The 25,321-nt window shown below is 71.9% G+C and carries 29 protein-coding genes; 7 read left to right on the top strand and 22 right to left on the bottom strand.

Features of this window, described 5'->3' with window-relative positions:
• Nucleotides 1–25: 25 nt before the first annotated feature.
• A complete protein-coding gene (locus tag EDF47_RS14050; protein ID WP_243698151.1) occupies nucleotides 26–1,024 on the top strand; it encodes a LacI family DNA-binding transcriptional regulator in 999 nt (332 codons plus the stop codon).
• Nucleotides 1,025–1,243: 219 nt separating this feature from the next.
• Here the strand turns inward: EDF47_RS14050 and EDF47_RS14045 are convergent, their stop codons facing one another.
• From EDF47_RS14045 to EDF47_RS14020, 6 genes are read right to left on the bottom strand one after another with little or no spacing between them, the layout of a single operon-like run.
• On the bottom strand, nucleotides 1,244–2,947 hold the full coding sequence (locus EDF47_RS14045; protein ID WP_131881860.1) for an MDR family MFS transporter: 1,704 nt from the start codon (nucleotides 2,945–2,947) through the stop codon (nucleotides 1,244–1,246).
• The gene (locus EDF47_RS20080; protein ID WP_243698152.1) at nucleotides 2,944–3,564 is read right to left on the bottom strand and encodes a TetR/AcrR family transcriptional regulator; all 621 of its coding nucleotides are present in this window, start codon (nucleotides 3,562–3,564) and stop codon (nucleotides 2,944–2,946) included. Before EDF47_RS20080 ends, EDF47_RS14045 begins: the two co-directional genes overlap by 4 nt.
• A 50-nt stretch (nucleotides 3,565–3,614) precedes the next feature.
• A complete protein-coding gene (locus tag EDF47_RS14035; protein WP_243698153.1) occupies nucleotides 3,615–4,097 on the bottom strand; it encodes a GNAT family N-acetyltransferase in 483 nt (160 codons plus the stop codon).
• 40 nt (nucleotides 4,098–4,137) lie between these two features.
• Nucleotides 4,138–4,827, bottom strand: coding sequence for an HAD family hydrolase (locus EDF47_RS14030; protein ID WP_131881863.1), 690 nt, complete (start codon nucleotides 4,825–4,827; stop codon nucleotides 4,138–4,140).
• A 55-nt stretch (nucleotides 4,828–4,882) separates the two neighbouring features.
• Entirely contained in the window at nucleotides 4,883–5,524 is a 642-nt protein-coding gene (locus EDF47_RS14025; protein WP_131881864.1) for an MBL fold metallo-hydrolase, read from the bottom strand.
• Nucleotides 5,525–5,580: 56 nt separating this feature from the next.
• A complete protein-coding gene (locus EDF47_RS14020; RefSeq protein ID WP_131881866.1) occupies nucleotides 5,581–6,006 on the bottom strand; it encodes a MarR family winged helix-turn-helix transcriptional regulator in 426 nt (141 codons plus the stop codon).
• Nucleotides 6,007–6,058: 52 nt separating this feature from the next.
• On the opposite strand from EDF47_RS14020, the gene EDF47_RS14015 reads away from it, so the two are divergent.
• Together EDF47_RS14015 and EDF47_RS14010 are read left to right on the top strand one after the other, a co-directional pair.
• On the top strand, nucleotides 6,059–6,814 hold the full coding sequence (locus EDF47_RS14015; RefSeq protein ID WP_131881868.1) for a glycosyltransferase family 2 protein: 756 nt from the start codon (nucleotides 6,059–6,061) through the stop codon (nucleotides 6,812–6,814).
• Nucleotides 6,815–6,909: 95 nt separating this feature from the next.
• Nucleotides 6,910–7,587 (top strand): hypothetical protein, encoded by a 678-nt coding sequence (locus EDF47_RS14010; protein WP_131881870.1) that lies wholly within the window; start codon nucleotides 6,910–6,912, stop codon nucleotides 7,585–7,587.
• Between the two features lie 26 nt (nucleotides 7,588–7,613).
• Here EDF47_RS14010 and EDF47_RS14005 read toward each other — a convergent pair whose 3' ends face one another.
• Nucleotides 7,614–8,222 carry an XRE family transcriptional regulator gene (locus EDF47_RS14005; RefSeq protein WP_123339097.1) on the bottom strand — a complete coding sequence of 203 codons (609 nt, stop codon included), beginning with the start codon at nucleotides 8,220–8,222 and terminating at the stop codon, nucleotides 7,614–7,616.
• A 67-nt stretch (nucleotides 8,223–8,289) separates the two neighbouring features.
• Here EDF47_RS14005 and EDF47_RS14000 point away from each other — a divergent pair, with 67 nt between their 5' ends.
• Nucleotides 8,290–9,276: an NAD(P)/FAD-dependent oxidoreductase gene (locus EDF47_RS14000; protein WP_131881872.1), complete on the top strand. Its 987-nt coding sequence runs from the start codon at nucleotides 8,290–8,292 to the stop codon at nucleotides 9,274–9,276.
• A 62-nt stretch (nucleotides 9,277–9,338) separates the two neighbouring features.
• Here the strand turns inward: EDF47_RS14000 and EDF47_RS13995 are convergent, their stop codons facing one another.
• The 14 genes from EDF47_RS13995 to EDF47_RS13935 all read right to left on the bottom strand — a co-directional run bounded on the left by EDF47_RS13995 (nucleotide 9,339) and on the right by EDF47_RS13935 (nucleotide 20,612).
• Entirely contained in the window at nucleotides 9,339–10,004 is a 666-nt protein-coding gene (locus tag EDF47_RS13995) for a pentapeptide repeat-containing protein (protein ID WP_123937311.1), read from the bottom strand.
• A 4-nt stretch (nucleotides 10,005–10,008) separates the two neighbouring features.
• A complete protein-coding gene (locus EDF47_RS19885; RefSeq protein WP_166673238.1) occupies nucleotides 10,009–10,428 on the bottom strand; it encodes a DUF6314 family protein in 420 nt (139 codons plus the stop codon).
• 9 nt (nucleotides 10,429–10,437) lie between these two features.
• The gene (gene ccmI / locus EDF47_RS13990; protein ID WP_123294874.1) at nucleotides 10,438–10,692 is read right to left on the bottom strand and encodes a c-type cytochrome biogenesis protein CcmI; all 255 of its coding nucleotides are present in this window, start codon (nucleotides 10,690–10,692) and stop codon (nucleotides 10,438–10,440) included.
• Complete coding sequence (locus EDF47_RS13985; RefSeq protein WP_133937560.1) at nucleotides 10,689–11,042, bottom strand: SHOCT domain-containing protein; 354 nt, start codon at nucleotides 11,040–11,042, stop codon at nucleotides 10,689–10,691. The genes ccmI and EDF47_RS13985 overlap by 4 nt, the downstream gene beginning before the upstream one ends.
• 184 nt (nucleotides 11,043–11,226) lie before the next feature.
• Nucleotides 11,227–12,312, bottom strand: coding sequence for an NAD-dependent epimerase/dehydratase family protein (locus EDF47_RS13980; RefSeq protein WP_133937562.1), 1,086 nt, complete (start codon nucleotides 12,310–12,312; stop codon nucleotides 11,227–11,229).
• Complete coding sequence (locus EDF47_RS13975) at nucleotides 12,312–13,505, bottom strand: zinc-dependent alcohol dehydrogenase (protein WP_133937564.1); 1,194 nt, start codon at nucleotides 13,503–13,505, stop codon at nucleotides 12,312–12,314. Before EDF47_RS13975 ends, EDF47_RS13980 begins: the two co-directional genes overlap by 1 nt.
• Nucleotides 13,506–13,629: 124 nt before the next feature.
• Nucleotides 13,630–14,517, bottom strand: a complete 888-nt coding sequence (locus EDF47_RS13970; RefSeq protein WP_133937566.1) for an aminoglycoside phosphotransferase family protein — start codon at nucleotides 14,515–14,517, stop codon at nucleotides 13,630–13,632.
• 106 nt (nucleotides 14,518–14,623) lie between these two features.
• Entirely contained in the window at nucleotides 14,624–15,181 is a 558-nt protein-coding gene (locus EDF47_RS13965; RefSeq protein ID WP_207913300.1) for a TetR/AcrR family transcriptional regulator, read from the bottom strand.
• 27 nt (nucleotides 15,182–15,208) lie between these two features.
• Nucleotides 15,209–16,741 (bottom strand): MFS transporter, encoded by a 1,533-nt coding sequence (locus tag EDF47_RS13960; RefSeq protein WP_243648991.1) that lies wholly within the window; start codon nucleotides 16,739–16,741, stop codon nucleotides 15,209–15,211.
• A 69-nt stretch (nucleotides 16,742–16,810) separates the two neighbouring features.
• Nucleotides 16,811–17,461, bottom strand: a complete 651-nt coding sequence (locus tag EDF47_RS13955; protein ID WP_165932468.1) for a DNA alkylation repair protein — start codon at nucleotides 17,459–17,461, stop codon at nucleotides 16,811–16,813.
• Nucleotides 17,462–17,577: 116 nt separating this feature from the next.
• Complete coding sequence (locus EDF47_RS20360) at nucleotides 17,578–18,774, bottom strand: peptidoglycan DD-metalloendopeptidase family protein (protein ID WP_131881884.1); 1,197 nt, start codon at nucleotides 18,772–18,774, stop codon at nucleotides 17,578–17,580.
• 123 nt (nucleotides 18,775–18,897) lie between these two features.
• On the bottom strand, nucleotides 18,898–19,374 hold the full coding sequence (locus tag EDF47_RS13945) for an SRPBCC domain-containing protein (protein ID WP_131881886.1): 477 nt from the start codon (nucleotides 19,372–19,374) through the stop codon (nucleotides 18,898–18,900).
• A complete protein-coding gene (locus tag EDF47_RS13940; RefSeq protein WP_123937300.1) occupies nucleotides 19,371–19,778 on the bottom strand; it encodes a metalloregulator ArsR/SmtB family transcription factor in 408 nt (135 codons plus the stop codon). The genes EDF47_RS13945 and EDF47_RS13940 overlap by 4 nt, the downstream gene beginning before the upstream one ends.
• Nucleotides 19,779–19,856: 78 nt before the next feature.
• Nucleotides 19,857–20,612 carry a helix-turn-helix transcriptional regulator gene (locus EDF47_RS13935; RefSeq protein WP_131881888.1) on the bottom strand — a complete coding sequence of 252 codons (756 nt, stop codon included), beginning with the start codon at nucleotides 20,610–20,612 and terminating at the stop codon, nucleotides 19,857–19,859.
• Between the two features lie 76 nt (nucleotides 20,613–20,688).
• On the opposite strand from EDF47_RS13935, the gene EDF47_RS13930 reads away from it, so the two are divergent.
• A complete protein-coding gene (locus EDF47_RS13930; RefSeq protein WP_133937568.1) occupies nucleotides 20,689–21,507 on the top strand; it encodes a sulfite exporter TauE/SafE family protein in 819 nt (272 codons plus the stop codon).
• Between the two features lie 104 nt (nucleotides 21,508–21,611).
• The gene (locus EDF47_RS13925; protein WP_207913301.1) at nucleotides 21,612–23,405 is read left to right on the top strand and encodes a gamma-glutamyltransferase; all 1,794 of its coding nucleotides are present in this window, start codon (nucleotides 21,612–21,614) and stop codon (nucleotides 23,403–23,405) included.
• A gap of 117 nt (nucleotides 23,406–23,522) precedes the next feature.
• Here the strand turns inward: EDF47_RS13925 and EDF47_RS13920 are convergent, their stop codons facing one another.
• A complete protein-coding gene (locus EDF47_RS13920) occupies nucleotides 23,523–24,566 on the bottom strand; it encodes an NAD(P)-dependent alcohol dehydrogenase (RefSeq protein WP_131881894.1) in 1,044 nt (347 codons plus the stop codon).
• Nucleotides 24,567–24,742: 176 nt separating this feature from the next.
• Between EDF47_RS13920 and EDF47_RS13915 the strand changes: the two genes are divergently transcribed.
• A complete protein-coding gene (locus EDF47_RS13915; protein WP_131881896.1) occupies nucleotides 24,743–25,183 on the top strand; it encodes an OsmC family protein in 441 nt (146 codons plus the stop codon).
• The last annotated feature ends 138 nt before the right edge of the window (nucleotides 25,184–25,321 follow it).

The raw sequence follows: 25,321 nt of genomic DNA, 5'->3' as shown, positions 1-25,321 counted from the left end.
GAGGCGTCCTCGGTAGCATCGACCCGTGCCTTCATCCGTCGCTCCGGGCCGCCGTGTGACCGCTGCCATGGTGGCCGAGCGCGCCGGAACGAGCATCGCCACGGTCTCCCTGGTCGTCAACGGCAAGGACCGCGGCCGGGTCTCCGTCCCCATCGCCACGCGGGTGCGCGACGCCGTCGACGAGCTCGGCTACGTCGTCGACCACGCCGCGAGCTCCCTGGCGCGCGGCAGCGGCGACCTGGTCGTCCTCATCGCCCCCGACCTGTCGAACCCCTTCTTCGCCGAGGTCATCCGCGGCGTGCGCGACACCATCGGCGACCGGTTCCAGCTCGTGCTGTCGGTCACCGAGCGCGGCGCGCAGCCCCTGGCAGCCGACGTCCGCCGCTTCGAACGCCTCCGTCCGGCGGGCATCCTCGTCGACGCCCCGGCCGCGGGCGAGTCGATGTCGGCGAGCGTGCCCGTGGTGCTCCTCGACGCCCCCGGTGGTTCCGAAGCGGTCAACTACGACCTCTCCCTCGGCGTCCACGACCTCGTCGCGCACCTGCACGAACAGGGGCACCGCCGCGTCGGGTACCTCGACGGGACCTCGCGCGCGACGACGTTCGGCGTCCGCCGCGAACTCTTCGAGCAGGAGTGCGCCGCCGCGGGCATCACCGTGTCCGAGGTCACCGCCCGCGCCGACCTCACCGTGGACGCCGCAGCCTCGGCCACCGAGCACGTCATCGAGGCCTGGCAGGACGACGACGTCACCGCGGTCGTCGCGGCAGCGGACACGCTCGCCTACGGTGTCCTGCGCGTCGCCGGTTCGCTCGGCATCGCGGTTCCCGGGGAGCTCGCGGTCGCCGGCTTCGACGACCTGCCGTCGTCCTCGGTCACGGCCCCCGCCCTGACGAGCGTCGCCCTGCCCGGCGCCGACCTCGGGCGCGCTGCCGCGGAACGACTGCTCGCGACGCTCGACGGCACCGCGGCCGAGCCGGTAGCGCTCCCCACCCGCCTGGTCCGGCGCGCGAGCACCGGCGCGTAGCGCCCGGTCGCGCGACCTCACGCGCTCAGCGACACCTCACGCGTGCTGGAACGCGCGAGGTGTCGCTCACCGCAAAACGCTGGCCGCGGCAGTGGACGCGACCGGACGACGGACGGGAGGCGCGGTACCAGCTGGCACCGCGCCTCCCGTCAGCACGCCGTCGTCTCCACAACGCGCCCCGCGATCCGCAGGACGCCGCCGGATTCGGCGGCGTCTCGCTCAGTCGGAGGCGTCCCGGCGGGACGCCGGCGTCTCACTACTCGACGACCCGGACTCCGCCGAAACGGACTCCGCCCGGCTCGCGCGCTGCGCGCGCTCGAGCTCGTCGGCCTCGTCGCCACCGACGGCCTCGCCACGGGCGACCATGCCGGCCGTGTCGGAGAGCGTGATCTGCGGCAGGAACAGTGCGAGCAGGAACGCCACCGCGATGAAGGGCAGCAGGTACCAGAACACGGGCGCCAGCGAGTCGGCGTACGCGTTCACGATGCCGTCCTGCACTGCCTCGGGCAGCTTCGCCACGGTCGCGGGGTCGATGCTGCCCGCCGACGACGCCGCATCGGTCGCCGAACCGCCGGCCCCGGTGAACACGTCGGTGAGCGACGTCGTGAGCCGGGCCGTGAACAGGGCACCGAACACGGCGGTCCCGAGGGAGGCGCCGACCTCGCGGAAGTAGTTGTTCGTCGAGGTCGCGGTGCCCACCTGCTCGGCCGGCACGGCGTTCTGCGCGACCAGGACGACCACCTGCATGATCAGTCCGAGCCCGGCGCCGAAGACGAACAGGTACGCGCAGATCAGCCAGATCGGGGTGGCCGCGGCGAGCTGGGTCATCGCGAGCATCGCGATGGCGACCAGGACCGTGCCGATGATCGGGAACATCCGGTAGCGGCCGGTCTTGGTGATCAGGTTGCCGGACGCGATCGAGGTGCCGATCAGGCCGACCATCATCGGCAGCATCAGCAGACCCGACACCGCGGCCGAGGTGCCTGATGCCATCTGCAGGAACGTCGGGACGAAGCCGATCGCGGCGAACATGCCGATGCCGAGCACCAGGCCGATGCCGGTCGCGAGCAGGAAGGTGCGGTTCTTGAAGAACGACAGCGGCAGGACCGGGTCCTGCGCACGGGACTCGACGAGCACGAGGAGCGCGGCGGAGACGACGAGCCCGGCGAACCACGCCCAGGTCTCGGGGGCGTCCCAGCCGTGGTCCTTGCTGCCGCCGAACTCCGAGAAGAACACCAGGCACGTGGTCGCGGCGGACATGAAGAGCACGCCGAGCACGTCGATGCGCTTCGTCGCCTTCTTGTTCGGCAGGGTCAGCGCGAACCACGCCACGAAGAACGCCGCAATGCCGACCGGGATGTTGATGTAGAACGCCCAGTTCCAGGTGAGGTGGTCGACGAAGAAGCCACCGAGGAGCGGGCCGCCGATCGCGGACAGGCCGAAGATCGCACCGAGCGGGCCGAGGTACTTGCCACGCTGCGAGGCGGGCACGATGTCGGCGATGATCGCCTGCGACAGGATCATCAGGCCGCCGCCGCCGAGCCCCTGCATGGCGCGGAACACGACGAGCTGCGTGAAGTCGCCGGCGAAGGCGCACCCGGCCGACGCGATGGTGAACAAGGCGATCGCGATGAGGAACAGGTTGCGGCGGCCGAGGACGTCACCGAACTTGCCGTAGACGGGCATCACGATGGTCGAGGCGAGCAGGTACCCGGTCGTCAGCCACGCCTGGTGCGCGACGCCGCCGAGTTCGCCGACGATGGTGGGCATCGCCGTCGAGACGATGGTCTGGTCGAGGCTGGAGAGCAGCATCCCCGCGATGAGCGCGGAGAAGATGATCCAGATCCGGCGCTGCGTCAGCAGCAGCGGCCCGTCGGTGCCGGGGCGGGCACGCTTGGTGGTGCCCGGCGCGGTTGCGCTCATGGTGTGGAGTCCTGTCCGGTGGTGATGGCCGCCCTCATCAGGCGGAGGTTCTGGGTGAGCAGCTCGTCGAACGGCGGGCCGGTGGTCTCGTCGAAGGCGTCGTCGAAGTAGGTCTCCGCCGTCACCTTGAGCAGCCCGGCGGCGGCCTCGGTGACGAGGCGCGCACGGCGGTCGGCGGGGTCGTCCCATCCGAACCGCAGCCGCACGGCGTCCGTGATCCGAGCGAGCTGCACATCGGTGGCCGACAGGAACCGCGCGACGAGCGCCGGCTCCCGCTCGAAGACCCGGCGCACCAGGACCTCGTCCGACCGGTCGATGCCGACACGGTGGAACTGGTCGATCGCCAGCGCGACGATCGAGTCGAGCGGGTCGAGTCCGCCGGGGACGATCCCGCCCTCGGCGTACCGGTCGATCGCCTCGACGTCGGCGTGCAGCTCGATGCCGAGCACGGCGTCGTCCTTCGACGCGAAGTGGTTGAAGAACGTGCGCCGTGACACCCCGACGGTCTCGCAGAGCTGCTCGATCGTGAAACCGCTCAACCCGTGCTCGACGGTCGCCCGACGCGCTTCGACGATCATGCGTCGGCGCAGTGCGCGGGTGCGTTCGGTGGTGCTCACCGAGCAAGAATTGCACTATCTCCCTGAGAGTGCAATACGGGCGGGAAGCCTCAGAGCGCCTTCTCGAAGCAGAACGACCACGGCATCGTCGCCGCGTACGGCGCGTAGACCGGGATCGGGCTCCACCCGGTCTTCTCGTACAGGGCGACCGCGTCGGGCTGCTTGTCACCGGTCTGCAGGATCAGCCGTGGCGTGCCGAGCTCGCGGCCGATGCGCTCGCACTCGTCGAGCAGTGCGGTGGCGGCTCCCTTGCCGCGGGCGGACGTCAGCACGATCAGCCGCTTCAGCTCGACCTCGTCACCGAGACGCCGGATCGCGATGTGCCCGACGGCCTCGCCGGACTCGTCGAGGGCGAGGACCGAGGCGACCACGGTCGACGGGTCGACGGACAGCGCGCGGCTCCGCTCGGCCGTGATCGCCGGGTCCTCGTCGCCGTTCGACGAACCGTAGCGTTCGTGCATCTCGTCGTCCATGCGGGCGCGGAGCACCACGGATCGGGGGTCGTCCCAGGACACGCGTTCGATCGTGATCACGGTCGACGATCCTGTCACGGATGCCGGCAGCGGTGCACGCTCACGCGCGCCCACCCAGCGCGGCGATCGCGCCGTCCCCGGACCGCAGCGCGGCGAGCACGGCAGCGGCGTCGTCGTGGACCTCGGCAGCGCCGGCGCCGCGGAGTTCGTCGCCGCCGATGCCGCCGGTCATCACCGCGACGCAGGTCACGCCGACGCGTCCGGCCGATTCGACGTCCCACATCGCGTCGCCGACCATCACGGCAGCGTCCGCACGCACACCGGCCCGGTCGAGCGCCACCTGGATGATCCCGGGGTCCGGCTTCGCCTGTTCGACGTCCTCGGAGCTCGTCACCGCGGTGAGCCACTCCTCGGCGTCGAGCAGTTCGCGCAGCCGCGTCAGTTCGTGCTCCGGAGCACTCGTCGCCAGGACGACGGCGTGCCCGGCCTCAGCGACCGCACGGAGCAGGTCACGGGCGCCCGGCAGCAGCCGCAGCTGGGGCATGTGCTCGGCGAAGTAGGCGGTGTGGAACTGCTTGACGGTGTCGCGCGTCTCGTCGGACGCGTCCGGCAGCAGCGTCTCGAGCAGCTTCGCGGAGTCCATGCCGATCGCGCGGTGGATCCGCCAGGCGTCCACGGACTCACCCGCTGCGCGGGCAGCGCGCCACCAGGCATCGATGTGGGCGTAGTTCGAGTCGACGAGCGTGCCGTCGATGTCGAAGAGGACTGCGGTCGAGGGAGCGTCGGACATCCCTCCATGCTGCCCGGGAGGCGCGGATCGCCTCCCAGGAGCACGGTCGCGTCCGTCAGACGGTGACGTGCTCACCCGCCTGGAGGATCGTGGTCGGCACGCCGCCGAGACCGTCGGTCCCGAGCATGCGGACGTTCATCTGCTGTCCCGCGTCGCTCAGCAGGAGCTCGTGGATCTGGATCGCGCGCTGCGGCGCGACCTCGCGGACGTAGTCGACGGCGGCGGCGGTGTTCGCCCACGGGCCGCTCGTGGGGATGAGCAGCGTGCCGACCGGGACCCCCGGCACGAGATAGGCGTCGCCCGGGTGGAAGACGGTGCCGTTCACGAGGTACCCGACGTTCGCGATCGTCGGGATGTCGCGGTGGATGACGGCGTGCTGCTCGCCGAAGACCTGCACGGAGAACGGCCCGACCTCGAACGCGTCACCGGCACGGACCGCAGCGACGCGGCCGTCGTGGTCACCCAGCTGCTCGACGATCGCCGCCGGCCCGCGGACCACGAGCGACGGGTTCGCGTCGAGCCCGGCACGGACGGCGTCGACGTCGAAGTGGTCGGCGTGCTCGTGGGTGATGAGGACCGCGGCGGCAGCGCCGGCAAGATCAGCAGCCTCGGGCGTGAAGGTACCCGGGTCGATGACGAGGGTGGTGCCGTCCTGCTCGAGGACGACGGTGGCGTGGTTGTACTTCGTCAGCTCCATGCGACAACACTACAACTGTGTTGTACTTCTGGTGGCCGATCCGGGTGAGGGAGCACTCAGTCGACGCGCCGGGCCAACCGTTCGAAGATGCCGGGCAGGCGTTCGAGGGCCGCGCGTTCCTCGTCGTCGAGTTCCTCGCGGATCGCCGTCGCCAACCAGTCGGCCCGCGCCGTCATGTCCCGGCGGAGGACCTCGCTGCCGGTGTCGGAGATGCGGATGACCGACACGCGGCGGTCGGTGTCCGACGTCGTCCGCTCGACGTACCCGAGGTCGGCGAGCTCCCCGACCGTGCGCGACTGCCCCTGGTGCTTCACCGCCCGGCGACGTGCCAGCTCGGCGATCGGCATCGGCCCCTCGCGCTCGAGGAACCCGAGGGTCGTCGCGTGGGCGGTCGGCAGCGAGTCCGCCTCCCGTCTCGCAGCGCGCACGACGCGACCGATCGCGTGCCGGAGCTCCACGGCGAGTTCGTCGGTCCGGTCCATGCCCGGAACGCTACCGCGTGGCCGCACAGCGGACCTCCGGTTGGATCGGAGGATGGTCCGCGTCTCCGTCGTCATCCCCGTGCGCGACGACGCTGCGCACCTGCGACGCTGCCTCGACGCCCTCGCAGGCCAGACGCTGCTCGCCGACGAGGTCGTCGTGGTCGACAACGGCAGCCGGGACGCCAGTGCCGAGGTCGCCCAGGCAGCGGGGGCGATCGTGCTCACCGAACGCATCCGTGGCATCGCCCGAGCCTCGGCGCGCGGCTACGACCGGGCCTCCGGAGACGTCCTCGTCCGGCTCGACGCCGACTCCGTCCCGCCGCCGGGGTGGATCGCCGACGCGGTGCGGCTGTTGGCCGATCCGTCGGTCGTCGCGGTGACCGGGCCCGGATGCCCGCACGACGGCGGACCGCTGATCGGCCGACTGTGGGACGCCGTCTACATGCGGCCGTACTTCGCGCTCATGTGGGCCGCGCTCGGCCGCCCACCGCTGTTCGGTTCCGCGATGGCGATGCGGCGGTGGACCTGGGACGCGGTCCGCAGCCGAGCGCACCGCGAGGACCCCGAGGTGCACGACGACGTCGACCTGAGCATGCAGCTCGACCCGGCCTGGCGGGTGGTGGCCGACCCCGTGCTCACGGTGCAGGTGTCCGCGCGACCGTTGTCGGGCCTCCCGTCCGCACTGTTGCGGACGCGACGCGCCTTCCACACGTTCCGCGTGAACGGCCGGCGGGCGAACCCGGTGCGTCGGTGGGCGCGGCGGGTGCGCGCCGGGTTGCGGGTGCGGCGCGGGTGGCGCACCCGCTGACGGGGTCACGGAACGGTGACGCTTGCGGACGCCGTCAGCGCGTCCGCCTACGTTCTATTGTGCGGGCACGTCCGCACGACGAACGAGGGGGAACGATGCGGCGATCAGCGCGCACGACGACATCCGGGATCACGGCGACGCTGACGGCGGCACTGGCGGTCGGACTCGCCCTGACGGGCTGCGCCCAGAGCGCACCAGCGGGGCCGGGTACGCCGTCCGCGACGACGGCGGAGAGCACCGGCACACCGAGCGCCAGCCCGAGCAGCACTCCGGAGCCGACATCGACGATCACGCAGGTCCCCGGGGTCGACTACGACGGCGGCACGGTGCCGACGAGCTGCACCGATCTCATCACCGCCGGCAAGTGGGACGACGCGTTCGCCTCCGCTCCGCTGAACGACCCCTCGGTCGTCGGCGACCCGGTCGCGATCCCGAAGAGCGCCTTCACCCCCGTCCTGCAGGCCGACGGCAAGCGTCTGTACTGCGTGTGGCGGGAACCGCAGGCCGACATCTCCTACCTGTCGATCGCGGTCGACGTCGTGGACTCGGCAACCGCGAGCGCAGCGCTGCAGAAGCTGCCGGACGACGGCTACGACTGCGGCAACGAGGCCGGTGGCTACCAGTGCCAGAAGGTGTCGAAGAACGAGCAGTACCCCGTCACCGACGGGGACACCTACTTCACGCGTGGTGACATCGGCATCCACATCCAGCAGTCGAACATCGAGACCTCGGGTCTCCTCGACGACGTCATGGACCACGTCTTCACGGCGTAGATCGAGCGGGCCCGCGGGCCAGCGGGTCAGCGCGTCGGTCGCGACCGCACGTGCGCCCGCTCCCCCTGCGGCCCGTACAGGCACAGCACCTCGGTCACCGAATCGGTGACGTTGCCCATCCAGTGCGGGGTGTGGGTGTCGAACTCGGCGACCTCCCCCGGCCCGAGGTCGAGGTCGTGTTCGCCGAGCACCAGGCGCAGGCGGCCGGACAGCACGTAGAGCCACTCGTACCCCTCGTGCGTCTTGAGCGACGGTTCACCGCCCGGTGTGTTCGGCGGGAACAGCTGCTTGAACGACCGCACGCCGCCGGTTCGCTTAGTCAGCGGCACGACGACCCGGCCGCCGTGCACCTCGGGTTTCATGTGCACCCGGGGGTCGCCGGTCTGGGGCGCTCCGACCAGGTCGTCGAGCGGCACCTGGTACGCCCGCGCCAGTGGGAGCAGCAGCTCGAGCGTCGGCTTGCGCTGCCCTGACTCGAGCCGCGAGAGCGTGCTCACCGACACCCCGGTCTCTTCCGACAGGGCGGCGAGCGTGACGTCCCGGTGGGCACGGAGCGCGCGCAACCGCGGCCCCACCCCGTCGACGACCTGGGCGGTCGTGCGGGGGGCGACTGGTTCCTGCGGGCCGTGGGACATGCTGTCCAGTTTGCCACATCAGCAAGGTTTTTTGCTGTCCGCGACCCATCGGCCGCATGCTCCTTGCATGCGTGATCACTACGACGTCATCGTCATCGGCGGAGCAGCCGCCGGCCTCTCCGCCGCCCTCGCCCTCGGGCGCTCCCGCCGCTCCGTCCTCGTCGTCGACGCGGGCGAGCCCCGCAACGCGCCGTCGGCCGGCGCCCACAACTACCTCGGGCGCGAGGGCGTCGCCCCCGCCGAGCTGTCCGCGATCGGTCGCGGCGAGGTCGCCGCCTACGGAGTCGAGGTGACGGCCGGGAGGATCGTGGCCGCGTCCGCCACGACGGGTGACGGCACCGACCCGGTCGGCTTCTCGGTCACGTTGGACCCCGGCACGGTCGTCACCGCCCGCAGGCTCGTCGTCGCCTCCGGCGCCGTGGACGTCCTGCCGCAGGTACCCGGCCTGGCCGAGCAGTGGGGGCGCGGGGTCGTGCACTGCCCGTTCTGCCACGGGTGGGAGATCCGCGACCAGCGCATCGGCGTGCTCGTGACGACACCGAACGGCGTGCACCACGCGCTGATGTTCCGGGCGTTGAGCGAGCACGTGACGGCGTTCGTCACCGATCCGGCACTCGTCGACGACACCGCCCTGGCCGGTTTGCGGGCCCGCGGGATCGAGGTCGTGGACGACACGGTCACGCAGGTCCTGTCGTCAGAGGGCACGCTGACCGGGGTCACGCTCGGCTCCGGCGAGGTCGTCGAACTCGACGCCCTGGCCGCGGCGAGCACCGCTGAGGCGAGCGTGGACTTCCTGTCCGGGCTCGGCCTGGTCGCCACCGACCAGTTCATGGGTGACTTCCGGTACGCGAGCGCGCTGACGGTCGACCCGGCCGGGCAGACCTCGGTGCGCGGTGTGTACGCGGCCGGCAACGTGGCTGCCCCGATGGCGACGGTCATCGCGTCCGCTGCCGCCGGGGTCCAGGCCGGGGCTGCGGCCCACGGCGACCTGGTGCAGGCCGACCTCGCGGCAGCGCTGGCCGCCGCGGCGGGCTCCGGGCGAGTCTCGGCCTGAGCGACAGTCCTCGCGCTCGGAGCCGCGAGGAGTGTCGTCCACCCCGAGACTCGGGGCAGACGTCAGTCGACGCGGTAGCCCGCCTGCGCCGCCAGCAGCGGGGCGAGCGTGTACAGCTGGTCGGCGCCGATCGTCGCACCGCGGAACCCCTCGAGGCGCTCGACCCGGTCGAGGTCCGCACCCCGCAGGTCCACGTGGTCGATCCGGGTGTTGGACCCCTCGGCGTCGCGGATGCTGCTGCCCTCGAACGACACCCGGAGCAGCTTGGCGTCCGCGATGTCGAGTTCGTCGATGACGCAGTCGCGGAACACCACATCGGTGAGCGTCGATCCGCGCAGGTTCACGAACCCGAACTTCATCCCGACGAACTCGACGCCGTTCAACCCTGAGTCGTACAGCTCGCCCGAACCGATGCGACCGCCGGACACCCGGACCTCGCGCCACGAACTGCTCGATGCCCGCAGCACCGGGGCGTCGAGCGTGTCGATGATCGAGTCGTGCACCCGCAGGCCACGAAAGTCGGCGCCGTCGCCCCGGAGCGTGTCGATGACGCACTCCTCGATCTCGAGGTCGGGCAGCCGCTCACCGGCCAGGTCGAGCACGCCGATGCGCTTCCCCTCGATGCGGTCGCCGGTCAGGACGTCGCCGGGTCCGGGGACCCAGTCCTGCAGGTCGACGGGCTCGGTCAGGGTGATGCGCGGGGCTTCGGTGCCGGAGGAACGTGCCATGGACTCAGTCTGGCGCGTGCCGGTGACGCTCCAGCACGCTGTCGAGCCGGTAGTCCTTCGCCGGGCCCCGGGCTTCCCAGCGCACGGTCCACCGCTGCTCGTCGCCGTCCAGTGCCCCGGTGTAGTCGTCCGGTGCACAGGCGTGGGCGACGCTCGCTCCCCACACCCAGTCGTGGAACACCCGGCCGTCGGCGAAGTGCACGGTCCACGCGTGGTCATCGTCCCGCCGGACGGTCAGCGTCCGGGACACCGGGGTGGTCCGGCCGCCGAAGGTCATCACGCCCGCTTCGTCCCAGCGCACCTCGTCCGTGCCGACCGCGGTCAGCGTCGTGGTGCCGGTGACGATGCCCTGCACGCCGGCACGCCAGTCGTCCAGGGTCCGGCGGAGCACCCACTCCCCCAGCAGGTCCGTCGGCAACAGCACCGCCCCAGGCTAACCGCGCAGGGCCTCGGCTCGCGCTGCCCGGTGCTCCTCGTCGGAGATCACACCGCGAGCGTGCAGGTCGTCGAGTTCCGCCAACCGCTGCTCGCGGAGCGTCCGGGGCGCACCGTTCGAGCGACGGCTCCGGACGACCGCGATCCACACGGTGACGACGACGGCGACCACGATGAGCCCCATCGCCACGCTCCACACGATGTCGTACAGCGGCGGGATGAGCGGGTTGTGCAGCTCCTCGGAGGCGATCATCCGCGCAGGGCCTCGGCTCGCGCCGCCCGGTGCTCCTCGTCGGAGATCACACCGCGAGCGTGCAGGTCGTCGAGTTCGGCGAGCCGCTGTTCGACCGGCTTCTCGGGCGCGAGGGTCCGGCTCTGCATCGCCTGGTACGCGATGTCCTCCTGCATGGTGAGCGGGTTCTGACCGCGATCGGCCATCCGCTTGCCCCGGTAGAGCGTCAGGACGACGATCGTCAGGGTGGTGAGGATCGTCAGGGCTGCGACGACTCCGAACGCGATGCCGAACCAACCGCCGAACAGGTCGGGCATCCCCGAGCCGCCCGGTCCCTCGAGTTCGCTGAACGCCGACCAACTGAGCACCATCGCGCTCCCCCTTCTCACAACGACGAGCGAAGCGTAGCGCGACCCGAGCGCCCGTTCCTTCCCAGAACACCCGCGATGGGAAGCGGAATCGGGCGTACCTGGTCGAAACTTCCGACCCGGTACGCCCGAAAGCACCCGCAACGCCCCGGCAGCCCCCGCCCAGCCCAGCCCAGCCCCAGCCCAGCTACCCCCGCAACGGATCCGACGCGGCCACGTGCGCACCGTCCGCGAACCCGGCCACGAGCGCACGCAACGCGTCTTCGGAGGTGTGCCGGGCCTCCCATCCGAGCACCGACCGGGCACGGTCGGTCCGCATGATCGGCACGCCGGCCGCGATGTCGATCCAGCCGGCGTCCGTCGGCTGCAACCGCAGCCGCCACGTCAGCGTCACGATCCCGCGCAGCAGTCCGAGCGGGATCCGCACGGCACCGAGCATGCCGAAGGCCCGGGCCAACCGCGGCGGGTTGAGCACGGGCGACGCAGCGATGTTGAACGCTCCGCCGGCCCGCTGATCGACGGTCCGCCAGTAGGCGTCGGCGACGTCGTCGGCGTGCACCGCCTGGAACACGAACGGGTACGGCAGGGGCAGCACGAGCCACCGGATCCACCGCACGATCGACATCGGCACGAGGCGTCCGAGGAACAGCCCGCGGATCTCGGCGGCGGCGTCCCGCTGGAAGATCAGCCCCGGGCGCAGCCGCGTGACGACCACGGACGGATGGTCTGCCTCGAACGCGTCCATCGCCGCTTCGTTCGCGGCCTTGTGGATCGAGTACGTCGCGGTGGGGATGCCGTCGGTCGGCCAGCTCTCGTCGACCGGGGTCCGCTTGCCCGCGGCGTCGACGCCCCGGTAGGTCCCGACCGACGACGCGACGACGACCTGCGGCACCCCTGCTCGCGCCACGGCCGACAGCACGTTCGCGGTGCCGGTGACGTTCGTCCGGTACTGCAGCGGGATGTCGTGCGTCGGCTGCAGCGCCCAGGCCAGGTGGATCACGGCGTCGGCTCCGGTGAAGATCGCGGTGAGCTGCCCGACGGCGTCCGCGGCCCCGACGTCGACAGCGTGCCAGACGGCCGAACCGTAGGGCTCCGCGTGCACGTCCGGCAACCGCCGCGCGACCCCGACGATCTCGACGCTGCCGCCGCGCCGGTCGCCGTCGGGGGCACCGGGCGGAGCCTCGTCCGCCCGCGCGGCGGCCCGGGCCTGCGCGAGCCGCCGGAGCACCGCCGTCCCGACGTTGCCGGTCCCGCCGACGACGACGATCCGCATCAGGCGGCGGCCAGGGCGGGGTCGAGCACGACCTTCACGCAGCCGTCCTGCTTCTTCTGGAACACCTCGTACATGTGCGGGGCGTCCTCGAGCGACACCCGGTGCGTGGTCAGGTCGAGCGTGCCGAGCGGGTCCGACGGGTCCTGCACGAGCGGCATGATGTCGTCGATCCAGTGCTTCACGTTGCACTGCCCTTCGCGGATGGTGATCTGCTTGTCGAAGAGCGTCATCATCGGCATCGGGTCGGCCATGCCGCCGTAGACGCCGCTCAGGGACACGGTGCCGCCGCGACGGACCAGGTCGATCGCGGCGTGCACGGCTGCGAGCCGGTCGATGCCGGCCACCTCGATCGCCTTCTGCGCCAGTGCGTCGGGCAGCAGCCCGGCCGCACGCTGCGCGAAGCCGGCGACGGGGTTGCCGTGCGCCTCCATGCCGACGGCGTCGACGACCCCGTCCGGGCCGCGGCCGTCGGTCAGGTCGACGAGCTCCGGCACGGTGTCCTTGGTCAGGTCGAAGACCTCGGCGCCGTGCTTCGCCCCCAGGTCGCGTCGGACCTGTTCGGGGTCGACGGCGAGCACGCGGTAGCCCAGGTGCTTGCCGATGCGGGCGGCGAACTGGCCGACGGGGCCGAGCCCGAGCACGGCGAGCGTGCCGCCCTCGGGCACGTTCGCGTACTGCACGGCCTGCCACGCGGTGGGCAGGATGTCGCTGAGGAACAGCCACCGGTCGTCGGGCGAGCCGTCGTCCGGGATCACGATGGGCCCGTAGTCCGCGTGCGGGACCCGGAGGTACTCGGCCTGGCCGCCGGGGACCTGGCCGTACATCTTCGTGTAGCCGAAGAGCGCCGCTCCGGAGCCGTACTCGGTGACCTGGGTGGTCTCGCACTGCGACTGCAGGCCGTTCTTGCACATCCAGCAGTGGCCGCACGAGATGTTGAAGGGGACGACGACGCGGTCGCCGACCTTGAGGTTCGTGACGGCGCTGCCGACCTCCTCCACGATGCCCATGGGCTCGTGGCCGAGGACGTCGCCCTTGTCGATGTACGGGCCGAGGACCCGGTACAGGTGCAGGTCGGAGCCGCAGATCGCCGTGGACGTGATCCGCACGATCGCGTCGGTCGGTTCCTGGATGGTCGGGTCGGGGACGGTCTCGACGGACACCTTCTCGGTGCCCTGCCAGGTCAGTGCGCGCACGTCGCGTTCCTCTCGTGGTCGCTTCGGGCCGGCCGGGAGGCGCGGCTCGCTTCCCCCTCTTCGGTACGCGCCCGCCCCGTGGTGCGTTCACAGCCCCGCCTGGGTTCGGGGCTCCGCCGCCCGGTCAGACGACGGGATCGGCGAGCACCGTGGCGAGCACGCGCTCGTGCTCCGCGCGGTCGCCCGGGCCGGCGCTGCCCGCGAGCATGATGAGCGCCTTCCACAGCGCCCACCCCCGCCCGCGCGCCCAGGTGTCGGCGTCGAGCCCCACGGCTTCGTGGAACACCGGGCGCGCCGCCGGCTCGAGGAACGTCCACGCGAGCACGAGGTCGCAGGCCGGGTCGCCGACCCCGCACGTGCCGAAGTCGATCAGGGCGCTGAGCCGTCCCCCGCCGTCGACGAGCAGGTTGCCCGGCGCGACGTCACCGTGGAACCAGACCCCCGGACGGTCCCAGGTCGAAGCGACCGCGTCGTCCCAGATGCGTTCGCACGCGGCACGGTCGACCTGCGCGCCCAGAGTGTCGAGCGCCGCGACGACCTCGGCGCCGTACACCGAGGGGTGCTCGCCACGGTGGAACGAGTGCACGCCGGCGGTCGGACCCCCGGTGGCGGGGAGGCTGCGGAGCTGCCGGAGCACCGCCCCGACGTCGGCGGCGAAGCGCTCGTGGTCGAGGTCGACCGCACGCGCGGCCACCGTCCCGTCGAGCCACCGCCGGACCGACCACGGGAACGGGTACCCCTCGCCCGGTTCGCCCAGCCCGACCGGCTCGGGGACCGCGACGTCCAACCGGCGCGCCAGGTACGGCAGGACGTCCTGCTCCTTCTCGACCCCGGGCACGTAGCCGGCGGCACTCGGCAGCCGGACGGACAGCGCGTCGCCGAGTCGGAACGTGCGGTTGTCCCAGCCCTGGTGGTCGACCTCGCGCACGGGCAGGCCACTCCACTCGGGGAACTGCGTCGCGATCAGTCGTCCCACGAGTGCGGCGTCGATCCGGGGCACCTCGGTGTGCATGGCCCCAGGGTAGGCCGACACCGCGGACCGGCCCACGGGGGTCGGGCCGGCCGCCTGCACGGGTGACCGGCGGGGCGGCCGCGCACCGGGCCTCCTGGCCGCGTCGTCAGGCGGGTTCTGCCAGGGCGAGCAGCGCGTCACGGGTGACCGCCAGCTCGCGTGCGTCCAGGTACGGCGGCATGGCGGTCGCTGCTGCGAGCCCCTCGGCCGCGTGCCGGACGACCAACGTGCGGTCCTCGGGCAGGCCGTCGCGCGCGAACACCGCGCGCCAGTCCTCGGCGTCCGCGGCGACGACCGCCTCGACCCCCGGCACTGCCATCAGACCGGTCCAGTGTGCCGTCGGCGAGAAGACCTCCATGGCGCGCTCGCTGCCGCCGCACAGGGTCCGCACGTAGGCGCGGAGGACCTTGCCGGGGCGGTTCTCGGCCAGGTCGACGTGTCGCAGCACCTCGTCCTTGAACGTCGCGAGACCGTGCGCGGCGACGGCGAGGAGCAGCTCGTCCTTCGACGGGAAGTGGTGGAGCAGGCCGCTCTTGGAGACGCCGGCGTCCGCCGCGATCTCGGCGACGCTCACCCGGGTGCCGCGCTCGGCGAGCAGCCGCTCGGCGGCCTCGAGGACCGCCTGGCGGGTGCGCTCACGATCGCGGGTGCCGTCAGTGCCCACGACGACCTTCAGTGCTCATGACGACCTTCAGTGCTCATGCGGTCCATCCTGCCGGTTCGGGATCACCCGGAGTGCGACCGCGGCGGCGACGGCGAGCGCCACGGCCGCGCAGATCGAGGCGAGCTGCATGCCGCCGGTGAAGGCGTGCCGCGCGTGTTCGAGGATCGGGTCGCCGTCCTGCAGGACCTGGGACGCCGACGCCAGGGACTCACGGATCCGGTCGCCGACACCGCCGCTGACCGCGCCGCTCGTCACGTCGAGGTTCGACCGGTAGAACGCGGTCTGCAACGAACCGAGCACCGCGATGCCGAGTGCGACGCCCAGTTCGTACCCGGTCTCCGAGATGGCCGAGGCCGCACCAGCACGCTCCCGCGGTGCCGCGGCGACGACTGCGTCGGTGGCCAGGGTCATCGAGACCCCGACGCCCAGGCCGACCACGGCGAGGGCGATCGCGATCCCCCAGTACGTCGGCAGCCCCTCGGCGAACGCGAGACCGGCCATGCCCACAGCGGCGACCGCCAGGCCGAGACCGATCGACCGGCCGGGTCCGACCCGCCGGGACAGCAGCCCGATGATCGCGATCACCGCGATCGAGGCCAGGGTCGCCGGCAGCTCGGCCGCTCCGGCGAGCAGCGGCGTGAACCCGCGGACCAGCTGCAGGTACTGCGAGAAGAAGAACAGCAGGCCGCTCAGCGCGAAGACCGACAGCGAGTTCGCGACGACGGCGCCCGAGAACGCCGGGATCCGGAACAGCTGCAGGTCGATGAGCGGCGTCGTGAGGCGCTTCTGGCGGCGGACGAACCACCAGCCGGCGCCGATGCCGAGGAGTGCCGTCAGGGGCACCGTCCAGTCGAACCCGTGCCCGGCGACGTGCTTCACGGCGTACACGAGCGGCACGATCGCCAGCACCGAGAGGACGGCGGAGAGCAGGTCGATCGGGGTGCGCGAGCCGCCCTTCGACTCGGGCAGCAGGATGGCTCCGGCGATGACGATCACGACGATGACGGGGATGTTGATGAGGAAGACCGAGCCCCACCAGAAGTGCTCGAGCAGCGCACCGCCGACGAGCGGTCCGGCGGCGGCACCACCCGTCGCACCCGCCGACCACACGGCGATCGCGGTGGTGCGCTGCCGGGCGTCGCGGAAGATCGTGCGCACCAGCGACAGGGTCGACGGCATCAGGGTCGCTCCGGCGATGCCGAGCAGTGCCCGCGCGGCGATGAGGAGCTCGGGCGTCTGCGCGAACGCTGCGGCGGCCGAGGCCAGGCCGAACGCGACCGCGCCGATGAGCAGCAGGCGCTTCCGGCCGATCCGGTCGGCGACGTTGCCCATCGTCACGAGCAGCCCAGCGAGCGCGAACGAGTAGACGTCGCCGATCCAGAGCACCTGCGTCGCGGTCGGGTCGAGGTCCGCGGTCAGCGACGGGACGGCGAGGGCCAGCACGGTGCCGTCGATCGCGAGCAGCACCACGGCCAGGGTGAGGACGCCGAGGGACGCCCATTCACGGACGGAGGCGCGGTGGATCGGGGCGGTGCTGGTGCTCGGGGTGGTTTCGGTCACCCGGAGACCCTAACCGACCACATGGTCGGTAGAGCCGACTGCACAGTTGGTTGTCAGCGTCGTTCGTCCTCAACCCCGCAGGCGGTCGCGATCCGCCGGCGGCAGGTGCTCGGTCGCCGTGTGGCGCGCCGCAGGCGTCAAGAACCGTCCGCTCTTCTCGAGGAACGCCACGAGCGCCGCCTCCGACGCGCGCTTGCCCGTCTCGCGCAGGACCCACCCCAGCGCCGACTGCACGGTGTCGCTCCGCTCCCGCACCAGGCGTCCCGCGATCCCGAGTGGCACCTCGGCGTCGCCCTGCTTGGCGAACGCCAGGGTCGCCACGACCGCGATCCGGCGCACCATCGCCACGTCGGACTTCACGAGCGCGAACAGCGGGCCCGTCGAGCCGCCCACGAGCGGCGCACCGACGAGCTCCCCGGCTGCCAGGTCGACCAGCGCCGGGTCGTCGAAGCGCTCGGCCTTCGCTGCCGACAGGTACTCGTCGGTCAGCTCCGGATCGGGGCGCTCGCGCATCGCCTGAACCAGCAGCAGCACGGCGACGAGCTTCGCGCCGTCGTCCTCGCTCCACAGCAGCGCCGAGCGCTCGCCGTCGTCGAGGCCTTCGAACCGACGTGCGACCCGGCGCGCTGCCGCGACGTCGCCGCTGGTGCGCGCGAAGGCGACGAGCACGGCCTCCGCGTCGGCCCCGTTCCCAGCCCCGGTCCCGCCGCGCGATGTCATCCGGTCAAGGGTATCCGCGCCGCCCCGCCCGCACTTCGTGAGCAGCAATGGTCGGGTGCCCGAAGGCGACCCGACCATTCCTGCTCACGAAGTGGAGCGACGCCAGCGCTCCCGGATCAGCGGAAGTGCATGTTCTTCAACGGGTCGACGAGCGTGCCGTTGCGCCGCGTCTCGACGTGCACGTGCGGGCCGGTCGACTGCCCGGTGTTGCCGGACTTCGCGATCTCGGTACCGAGCTTCACGATCTGGCCCTTCTTCACCTCGATCTTGCTGAGGTGGGCGGTGAGCACCGCGGTCATGCCGTAGGTCACGACGATGTAGTTGCCGTACGAGGCGTCGTTCGCCACGGTCTTGGTCACCTCGCCGGTGCCGGAGCCGTACACCGGGGTGCCGACGGGCACGGGCGCGTCGGTGCCCTGGTGGTAGCGCGGGACGTGTCCGGCGCCACGGTCGTCGCCGTACTTGCCGGTGATCTTCGTCCCGTTGACGGGCCAGGCCAGTCCGGTGACGGGTCGGCTCGACCAGACGCGGGTGTCCTTGGCCCCGTAGAGCACGACGTTGCCGTCGACCTGCACGAGCAGGTTGCCGGAGCCGGCCGTGCCGGTGCGCGAGGTCCAGAGCGCGACCTTCTTGCGCGATGCGTCACGGGTCCAGATGACGAAGTTGCCCTTGGACTGCAGTTCGGCCCAGGCGCCGGGGTGCCCGCCGGTCCGCGACTGCCAGACGACTCGGCCGCTGACCTTCTGCACCAGGTTGCCGTCGGTGCGCATGTTGAGGATGCGCGTGTTCGTGGTGTCGGAGCGCAGCACCGTGCCGCCGAGGAGCGTGTTCCCCGAGGCGACCCGGTCCTGGTAGGTGGTCCAGTTCACGACGACGGACCTGCCGGCGAGCAGCGCCATGGTGCCGTCGGCGCGGATCTTCAGCGCCGTCGAGTTCACGGTGCCGGCCGAGGCCCAGCGGGCCAGTCGCTTGCCGTTCTTGGTGATGTCGAGGGCACGGTTCTTGCCGACGACCGCGATCGCACCGGGGGAACCGGCGGTGTTCGAGGCCCACAGCACGCGGTTCCCGATGCCGTACTCGACCAGGTTGCCGTCGCCCTGCATGATGAGCTTGAACTGGCCGTTCGGCGACGTCACCTGGTCGCCGGGGTTGATCTTGGTGCCGGCGGGTGCCGATCCGACCCACACCGCCGACGCTGCGGCGGGTTCAGCGGTCGCGACGAGGGCACCGGCGGCCAGGGCCAGCACCGTGAGCGCGCCGGCGAAGCGTGGGAGTCGGCGCGCACGTGCGACGGTCGACGGAGTGGTGGTCATGGATCCCCTGACTCGGAACCGACCACGCCCCTGCGCGGTCGTTCGGCGCTCGCCCTGTACGAGTCACCGAACGATGTTCGCTTTTCTGCGCGGGGCGCACAACCCCTTGACAGGGGGGTGCGGCTACGGCTGCTGGAAGAACTCCTTCGGTGTCGCCAGCAGTGCTTCGAGCTTGTGGAACGACTGCGTCCAGCCGGCGATGTTCATGTCGCGCATGAACTCGGGGAAGGGTCCCTGCGTCAGGGTGACGATCGTGCCGTCGCCGTCCTCGGCGAACTCCAGCGTCAGGGACAGCGCGGTGCCGTCCTCGACCCCCGGGATGCCGTGCGCCGTCGAGGTGCCGACGATGATCCGGTTCTCCTCGATCTGCTCGAGGGTCGAGGTGACGGGCGACGACCACTCGGCGTTGTCGTTGCTGACCATCGTGAGGTTCCAGGCGCCACCGACCCGTGCGTCGACCTCGACGGTGGCGACGGGGACGTGGAAGCCGAGGGGGCCGAACCAGAGCGCGAGCAGCGCCGGGTCGACGAACGCCCGGTAGACGTCGGCGACGGGGTGCGCGAAGCGGTGGGTGGCGTGGGCGGCGAACTGTTCGGTCATGACTGCTCCTGCGGATCGACGGTGAAGGCGGAACTGGTGGAACTGGCGGGTGGGGCGGTGGACGGGCTGCCCACCGGGGCAGGCGTGCGCTGGGCGGCGAGCAGGGCCTCCAGTCGGTCGAACCGGCGGTCCCAGTCGGGACGCAACCGGCCCAGCCAGGCGCCGAGCTCGTCGACGGCCTCCGGCCGGAGACGGCACGTGCGCCACGTACCGTGCCGCTCGCGCGTGATGAGGCCGGCGCGTTCGAGCACGCCGAGGTGCCGCGAGATCGCCGGGGCGCTGACGTCGAACGGCTCCGACAACTCGGAGACGGTCGCCTCACCCTTGCCGAGCCGTTCGACGATGCGCCGTCGGATCGGGTCGGCGAGCGCCGACAGGACGACGTCGGTGTGGTCGGGTTCCATCGTCGCCTCCTCGGTGAACCGGTCGGTTAATTAACTGTTTCGTTCAGTATGCGCTCGCACCCGTGGGAGCGCAAGGCCTCACCGGAACCGGGACGGCGGGGCCCCGAACGCCTTCGAGAAGGCGGCGGTGAACGCCGCGGGGGTCGCGTAGCCGAGTCGGCCCGCCACCTCCGTCACGGTGCCGCGTCGCAGGGCCGGGAGGCTCGCCAACAGTCGCGCACGCACCCGCCAGCTCGCGGGACCCACCCCCGTGGCCGCACGGAAGTGGCGGTCGAGGGTGCGTTCCGAGACGGCCGCCGCGCGCGCCCAGTCGGCGTTCGTCACGTGGACGTCAGGCTCGGCCAGGTACGCCCGACACAGGTCGCGCAGGACACCCCGTGGCGGCAGCGAGACACTCAACGGGATCGGTGCGACGCGCTGCAGCTCGTGCAGGGCGAGCCGGACGAGGGTGCCGTCCCGGCCGCCGCCGTCGTACGGCACGTCGAGCGCGTTGGCGGCGCGCAGCACCTCGCGCAGCAGGGGCCCGACCTCGACGACGGTGCACCGTGTCGGCCACCAGGGCACGGCGTCCGGCTCGACGTACAGGCTCCAGGTGCTGACGTCGAGCATCCGGACCTCGTGGGGCACGCCGGGCGGGATGAGCACGGCCCGGTCGGTCGGCACGGTCCAGGAGCCGTCGTCGGTCTCGACGAGCATCACGCCGCTCGCACCGTAGAGCAGCTGCGCCCGTCGGTGCTCGTGCCGGGCGAGAAGGTGGTCCGGCGGGTAGTCGGTGCCGATCGGCAGGACGTCGAACGGCTGGTGGTCGAACTCGGAGACCGGGACGTTGCGCACACGTCGAGGCTAGGTCTCGAAGGAACGTGCCGCACACCCGATCGTCCGCCGTGGTGATCCCCGCTGGGATGGAGGCATGTCGTTCATCGTGCTCGTGGTCATCGGGGCCCTGGTCGGGGTCACCACCGTCCTGTTCGGGTTCGGCGGTGGGTTCGTCACCGTGCCGATCATCACCGTCGCCGACGCAGCCCTCGGTGGCGACGCCGTCCGGGTGGCCACGGCGACCTCGGCCCTCGTGATGCTCGTGAACGCCGCCGTGGCCACCGTCTCGGCCCGGCGCGGCGCCCTCGCACCACTCCGGGGCCGTTCGTCGCTGTTCGTCCTGCTCGGGGTCGGCGGCACGGTCGGGGTGCTCGCCGCACGAGAGGCACCGGACGCGCTCCTGCGCTGGGGCTTCGTCGTCTACCTCGGGGTCACGGTCGCCGACCTGCTCCTGCGCCCGGGCTTCCTGCGCAGCTCGGCGACGGATCGCGTAGTCGCGACCCGCGGCGGTGGACGCGACCAGGGACCGACCCGCACCGGCGTGCCGACTGCCACGGGCCTCCCGATCGGTGCGGTCGCGGCGTTCCTCGGCGTCGGCGGCAGCGTGGTGACGGTCCCGATGCTGCGCCGGTCCGGTGCCACCATGACCGCGGCGACAACGCTGGCGAACCCCCTCACGCTGGCGATCACGCTGCCCGCAGCCGCGGTGACCATGCTGCTGCCGGCGGTCGTCCCGCACGCCGCCGGACTCGTCGGCGCCGTCGACGTCCGGGCTGCCGTGGCCCTGCTGGTCGGCGCGATGCCGGTCATCGTGCTGCTCCGACGTCGCCCGCCGCACCTGCCCGAGGTCGTGCACGCCTGGGGGTACGTCGCGCTGCTCGTCGCAGCGGGGATCGTCGTGGCCCTGGGCTGAGCGGCGAGCCCCGGGGACAGGATGGGTGCATGCCGACGCCGAACCCCGCCTTCGTCCCACCCGCCACGCAGACCTCGCGCCCGGACCTGCAGGGCACGTTCGGCATGGCGGCCGCGACGCACTGGATCGCGACCGCCACCGCGCAGTCGGTGCTCGAACGCGGCGGCAACGCCTTCGACGCAGCCGTCGCGGGCGCGTTCGTCCTGCACGTGGTCGAACCGCACCTGAACGGCCCGGGCGGCGACCTGACGGCGGTGTTCGCGACGGCATCGAACCCGACCCCGGTCGTGCTCGTCGGCCAGGGTCCGGCGCCGGCCGGTGCGACACCCGAGCACTACCGCGCCGAGGGACTCGACCTCGTCCCCGGCTCCGGCGCACTCGCCGCCACCGTCCCGGGTGCCGTCGACGCGTGGCTGCTGCTGCTCCGCGACCACGGCACGTGGGAGCTCGCGGACGTCCTCGCGCCGGCGATCGGATACGCCCGTGACGGCCACCCGGTCGCAGCCGGGGTGGTCCGGACGATCACCGCCGTGCAGGGCCTGTTCCGTGACCACTGGCCCACGTCCGCCACGCAGTGGCTGCCAGGAGGCACGGTGCCGGTCCCCGGGGACCTGGTGCGCAACGAGGCGCTGGCCGCAGTGCTCGAGCGGCTCCTCGACGCCGGTGACGGCTCCGGCAGCCGGACCGCCCGCATCGACGCCGCGCGGAGCGAGTGGGCCGGGGGCTTCGTCGCCGAGGCCATTGACCGCTTCGTGCGGGAGCCGCACCGACACGCGTCGGGCAGCGACCACGCCGGGGTCATCCGGGCGTCGGACCTGGCGGCGTTCCGGGCGTCGTACGAGCCCGCGGCGACGGTGGAGTTCCGCGGCTGCACGATCGCGAAGACCGGGCCGTGGGGCCAGGGTCCGGCGCTCCTGCAGACCCTGCGGCTGCTCGAACCGCTCGACGACGCAATGCTCGACCCGTCGACGTCGGTCGGGGCGCACACCATCGTCGAGGCGCAGAAGCTCGCCATGGCCGACCGCGAGGCGTTCTACGGCGACGGCGACGTCCCGCTCGACGAGCTGCTGTCCGACGCGTACACCGACGAGCGGCGTGCGCTGATCGGCGAGCGGGCCTCGGCCGAGCTGCGTCCGGGCACGATCGCGGGCGTCGAGCGGGCGATGCCGCCGGCCCGGACGTCGTACTCCGCCGGCGACGGCGCTGGTCTCGGCGAACCGACCGTGCAGGTCGCTCAGGTCGCTCCGGTCGCGCCGGTCGCGCCGGTCGAGGACCGCGGCGAGCCGTTCGTGGCACCGGACGGCGAGACCCGGGGCGACACCTGCCACATCGACGTTGTGGACCGCTGGGGCAACATCGTCAGCGCGACACCGTCCGGCGGCTGGCTGCAGTCGTCGCCGACGATCCCGGAGCTCGGGTTCTGCCTGGGCACCCGGCTGCAGATGACCTGGCTCGAACCGGGCACGGCGTCGACGCTCCGCCCCGGCGAGCGCCCCCGCACGACCCTGACACCGACCCTGGTGCTGCGTGAGGGCGTCCCTGTGGCCGCGGTCGGTTCACCCGGCGGTGACCAGCAGGATCAGTGGCAGCTGCTGTTCCTGCTCCGGTGGATCGTCGGCGGGTACACCCCGCAGCAGGCGATCGACGCCCCGGCGCTGCATACGACGTCGTTCCCGGGGTCGTTCTGGCCGCGCACGTGGGAGCCGGCGGGGCTCGTGGTCGAGGACCGGCTCGGCGACGACGTCATCGCGGAACTCGAGGCACGCGGTCACGTCGTCACCCGCGCCGGCGACTGGTCGCTCGGACGGCTGACGTGCGTGACGCGGGACCCGGCGACGGGCGTACTCGGCGCCGCCGCGAACCCACGCGGCGCCCAGGGCTACGCCGCAGGTCGCTGACCCGCGCTGGTTCCTTCCCTGAACACTCGCGATGGAAACCGGAATCGGGCGTACCTGGTCAGAACTTCCGACCAGGTACGCCCGATTCGACCAGGTACGCCGCGAGACGACCCGTGGTCAGAGCGTCGGGACGACGACCGCACGGCCCGAGAGCTCGCCGGCTTCGAGCTTCCGGTACGCCTCGAGCGCGTCGGCCAGCGCGTAGCGCTCGACGTCGGGGACGATCTGCCCGGCGCGGTACATCGCGACGACCTCGTGCAGGTCCTCGATCGTGCCCCAGTAGGTGTTCGTGATCGTCGACTCGTACGGCGTCGCGAAGAAGTTCCACTCGGTGGTACCGCCGGCGATCCCGACGACGGTGAACCGGCCACCGACCGCCATCGAGGCCTGTGCGACCTTGATCGTGGGGGTGGCACCGACGAAGTCGAACGCAGCGTCGACCCCGCGGCCGCCGGTGATCTCGCGGATCGCGGCGGCCTGGTCCGGCCCGCCGGGCACCGTGATCGCGCCACGGGCGGCAGCGCGGTCCATGGCGTCCTGCTTCATGTCGGTCGCGATCACCGTGGCGCCGGTGAGCGCGGTGAGGATCTGCACGGCGATCTGCCCGAGGCCGCCCAGCCCGACGACCAGCGCGTACTTGCCCCCGCCTGCCAGGTTCGGCAGCGCGTTCTTGATCGCGTGGTACGGCGTGAGTGCGGCGTCGCTGAGCGGTGCGGCAGCGATCGGGTCGGCGTCGCCGAGCGGCACGAGGTTGCGGGCGGGGACACTGACGTACTCCGCCATGCCGCCATCCCGCCCGAGACCGATGCCCATGTAGGGGTTCGTCGCGGCGTTCTCGCAGTAGGTGTCCTGCCCCTTCGAGCAGTACGAGCAGTGCCCGCAGCCGACCGGCCCGTAGACCAGGTAGGCGTCGCCCTCGGTGAACCCGGTCACGCCGTCGCCGACGGACTCGACCCAGCCGGAGTTCTCGTGCCCGAGGACGAACGGGGGTTGCTGCGATCCCGGAGCACCGGCGGCGAACTCGCGGTACACCGCGACGTCCGAGTGGCACGCGCCGGCACCTGCGACCTTGAGGAGCACCTCCCCCGGACCCGGGGTGGGCTTCGGGACCTCCGTCAGGGACGGGAAGGTCTGGTACTGCTCGAACACGACGGCGCGCATGATGGGTCTCCTTTGAACACCATCACGCTACACCTGTTGTTGTGGGCAACACCTGTCGCTCAGAACCGCGAAGCCTGCGTCTTCGCCGTGAGCCGGTTGCGAGAACGCGCGTTCTCCGCTTGACTCGGCTGCGACGGTCCCGCTCGGGTCCGATCCCCCACACGAAAGGAGCGGCCATGCCCACGCGCACCGCACGCACCGCCTGGAACGGCGGCCTCAACGACGGTTCCGGCCAGGTCGAACTCTCCAGCTCGAAGGTCGGCACCTACGACGTCTCGTTCCCGAAGCGCGCCGCTGACGAGGCCGGTGGCAGCACCAGCCCCGAGGAGCTCATCGCCGCCGCACACTCGGCCTGCTACGCCATGCAGTTCTCCGCAGTCCTCGGCGAGGCCGGTGGCACGGTCGAGGCCCTCGACGTCAAGGCCGACGTCTCGCTCGGCCCGGACTCGGCTGGCGGCTTCAAGCTCACCGGCATCGCCCTGACCGTGCACGGTGAGGTCACCGGCATCGACGAGGGGACCTTCCTGAAGGCCGCCGAGGACGCCAAGGCGACCTGCCCGGTCAGCAAGGCGCTCACCGGCGTCGAGATCACGCTCGACGCGACGTTCGAGCAGTAGTCGGGGCGCGTCCGAGACGCGACCCACCACCTGACGGGAGGCCCGGTGCCAGCTGTGAACTGGTCCCGGTTTGTTGGACCGTGAAGTCAGATTAGGCCGCGAGGGCGTGAGCTCGGTATTGAACCGGGCTCATGCCCT

The sequence above is a fragment of the Curtobacterium sp. PhB190 genome (assembly GCF_004365385.1).
Lineage (GTDB): Bacteria > Actinomycetota > Actinomycetes > Actinomycetales > Microbacteriaceae > Curtobacterium.
Note: the sequence above shows the minus strand (reverse complement) of the source record. Positions and strands in the feature narration are given on the sequence as shown.

Excerpts from the sequence above, each read along its gene's own strand:
- EDF47_RS14045 (WP_131881860.1), bottom strand. The coding sequence starts at position 2,947 with ATGAGCGCAACCGCGCCGGGCACCACCAAGCGTGCCCGCCCCGGCACC.
- EDF47_RS14030 (WP_131881863.1), bottom strand. The coding sequence starts at position 4,827 with ATGTCCGACGCTCCCTCGACCGCAGTCCTCTTCGACATCGACGGCACG.
- EDF47_RS14025 (WP_131881864.1), bottom strand. The coding sequence starts at position 5,524 with ATGGAGCTGACGAAGTACAACCACGCCACCGTCGTCCTCGAGCAGGAC.
- EDF47_RS14020 (WP_131881866.1), bottom strand. The coding sequence starts at position 6,006 with ATGGACCGGACCGACGAACTCGCCGTGGAGCTCCGGCACGCGATCGGT.
- EDF47_RS14015 (WP_131881868.1), top strand. The coding sequence starts at position 6,059 with ATGGTCCGCGTCTCCGTCGTCATCCCCGTGCGCGACGACGCTGCGCAC.
- EDF47_RS14010 (WP_131881870.1), top strand. The coding sequence starts at position 6,910 with ATGCGGCGATCAGCGCGCACGACGACATCCGGGATCACGGCGACGCTG.
- EDF47_RS14005 (WP_123339097.1), bottom strand. The coding sequence starts at position 8,222 with ATGTCCCACGGCCCGCAGGAACCAGTCGCCCCCCGCACGACCGCCCAG.
- EDF47_RS14000 (WP_131881872.1), top strand. The coding sequence starts at position 8,290 with ATGCGTGATCACTACGACGTCATCGTCATCGGCGGAGCAGCCGCCGGC.
- EDF47_RS13995 (WP_123937311.1), bottom strand. The coding sequence starts at position 10,004 with ATGGCACGTTCCTCCGGCACCGAAGCCCCGCGCATCACCCTGACCGAG.
- ccmI (WP_123294874.1), bottom strand. The coding sequence starts at position 10,692 with ATGATCGCCTCCGAGGAGCTGCACAACCCGCTCATCCCGCCGCTGTAC.
- EDF47_RS13985 (WP_133937560.1), bottom strand. The coding sequence starts at position 11,042 with ATGGTGCTCAGTTGGTCGGCGTTCAGCGAACTCGAGGGACCGGGCGGC.
- EDF47_RS13980 (WP_133937562.1), bottom strand. The coding sequence starts at position 12,312 with ATGCGGATCGTCGTCGTCGGCGGGACCGGCAACGTCGGGACGGCGGTG.
- EDF47_RS13970 (WP_133937566.1), bottom strand. The coding sequence starts at position 14,517 with ATGCACACCGAGGTGCCCCGGATCGACGCCGCACTCGTGGGACGACTG.
- EDF47_RS13955 (WP_165932468.1), bottom strand. The coding sequence starts at position 17,461 with ATGACATCGCGCGGCGGGACCGGGGCTGGGAACGGGGCCGACGCGGAG.
- EDF47_RS20360 (WP_131881884.1), bottom strand. The coding sequence starts at position 18,774 with ATGACCACCACTCCGTCGACCGTCGCACGTGCGCGCCGACTCCCACGC.
- EDF47_RS13945 (WP_131881886.1), bottom strand. The coding sequence starts at position 19,374 with ATGACCGAACAGTTCGCCGCCCACGCCACCCACCGCTTCGCGCACCCC.
- EDF47_RS13940 (WP_123937300.1), bottom strand. The coding sequence starts at position 19,778 with ATGGAACCCGACCACACCGACGTCGTCCTGTCGGCGCTCGCCGACCCG.
- EDF47_RS13930 (WP_133937568.1), top strand. The coding sequence starts at position 20,689 with ATGTCGTTCATCGTGCTCGTGGTCATCGGGGCCCTGGTCGGGGTCACC.
- EDF47_RS13925 (WP_207913301.1), top strand. The coding sequence starts at position 21,612 with ATGGCGGCCGCGACGCACTGGATCGCGACCGCCACCGCGCAGTCGGTG.
- EDF47_RS13920 (WP_131881894.1), bottom strand. The coding sequence starts at position 24,566 with ATGCGCGCCGTCGTGTTCGAGCAGTACCAGACCTTCCCGTCCCTGACG.
- EDF47_RS13915 (WP_131881896.1), top strand. The coding sequence starts at position 24,743 with ATGCCCACGCGCACCGCACGCACCGCCTGGAACGGCGGCCTCAACGAC.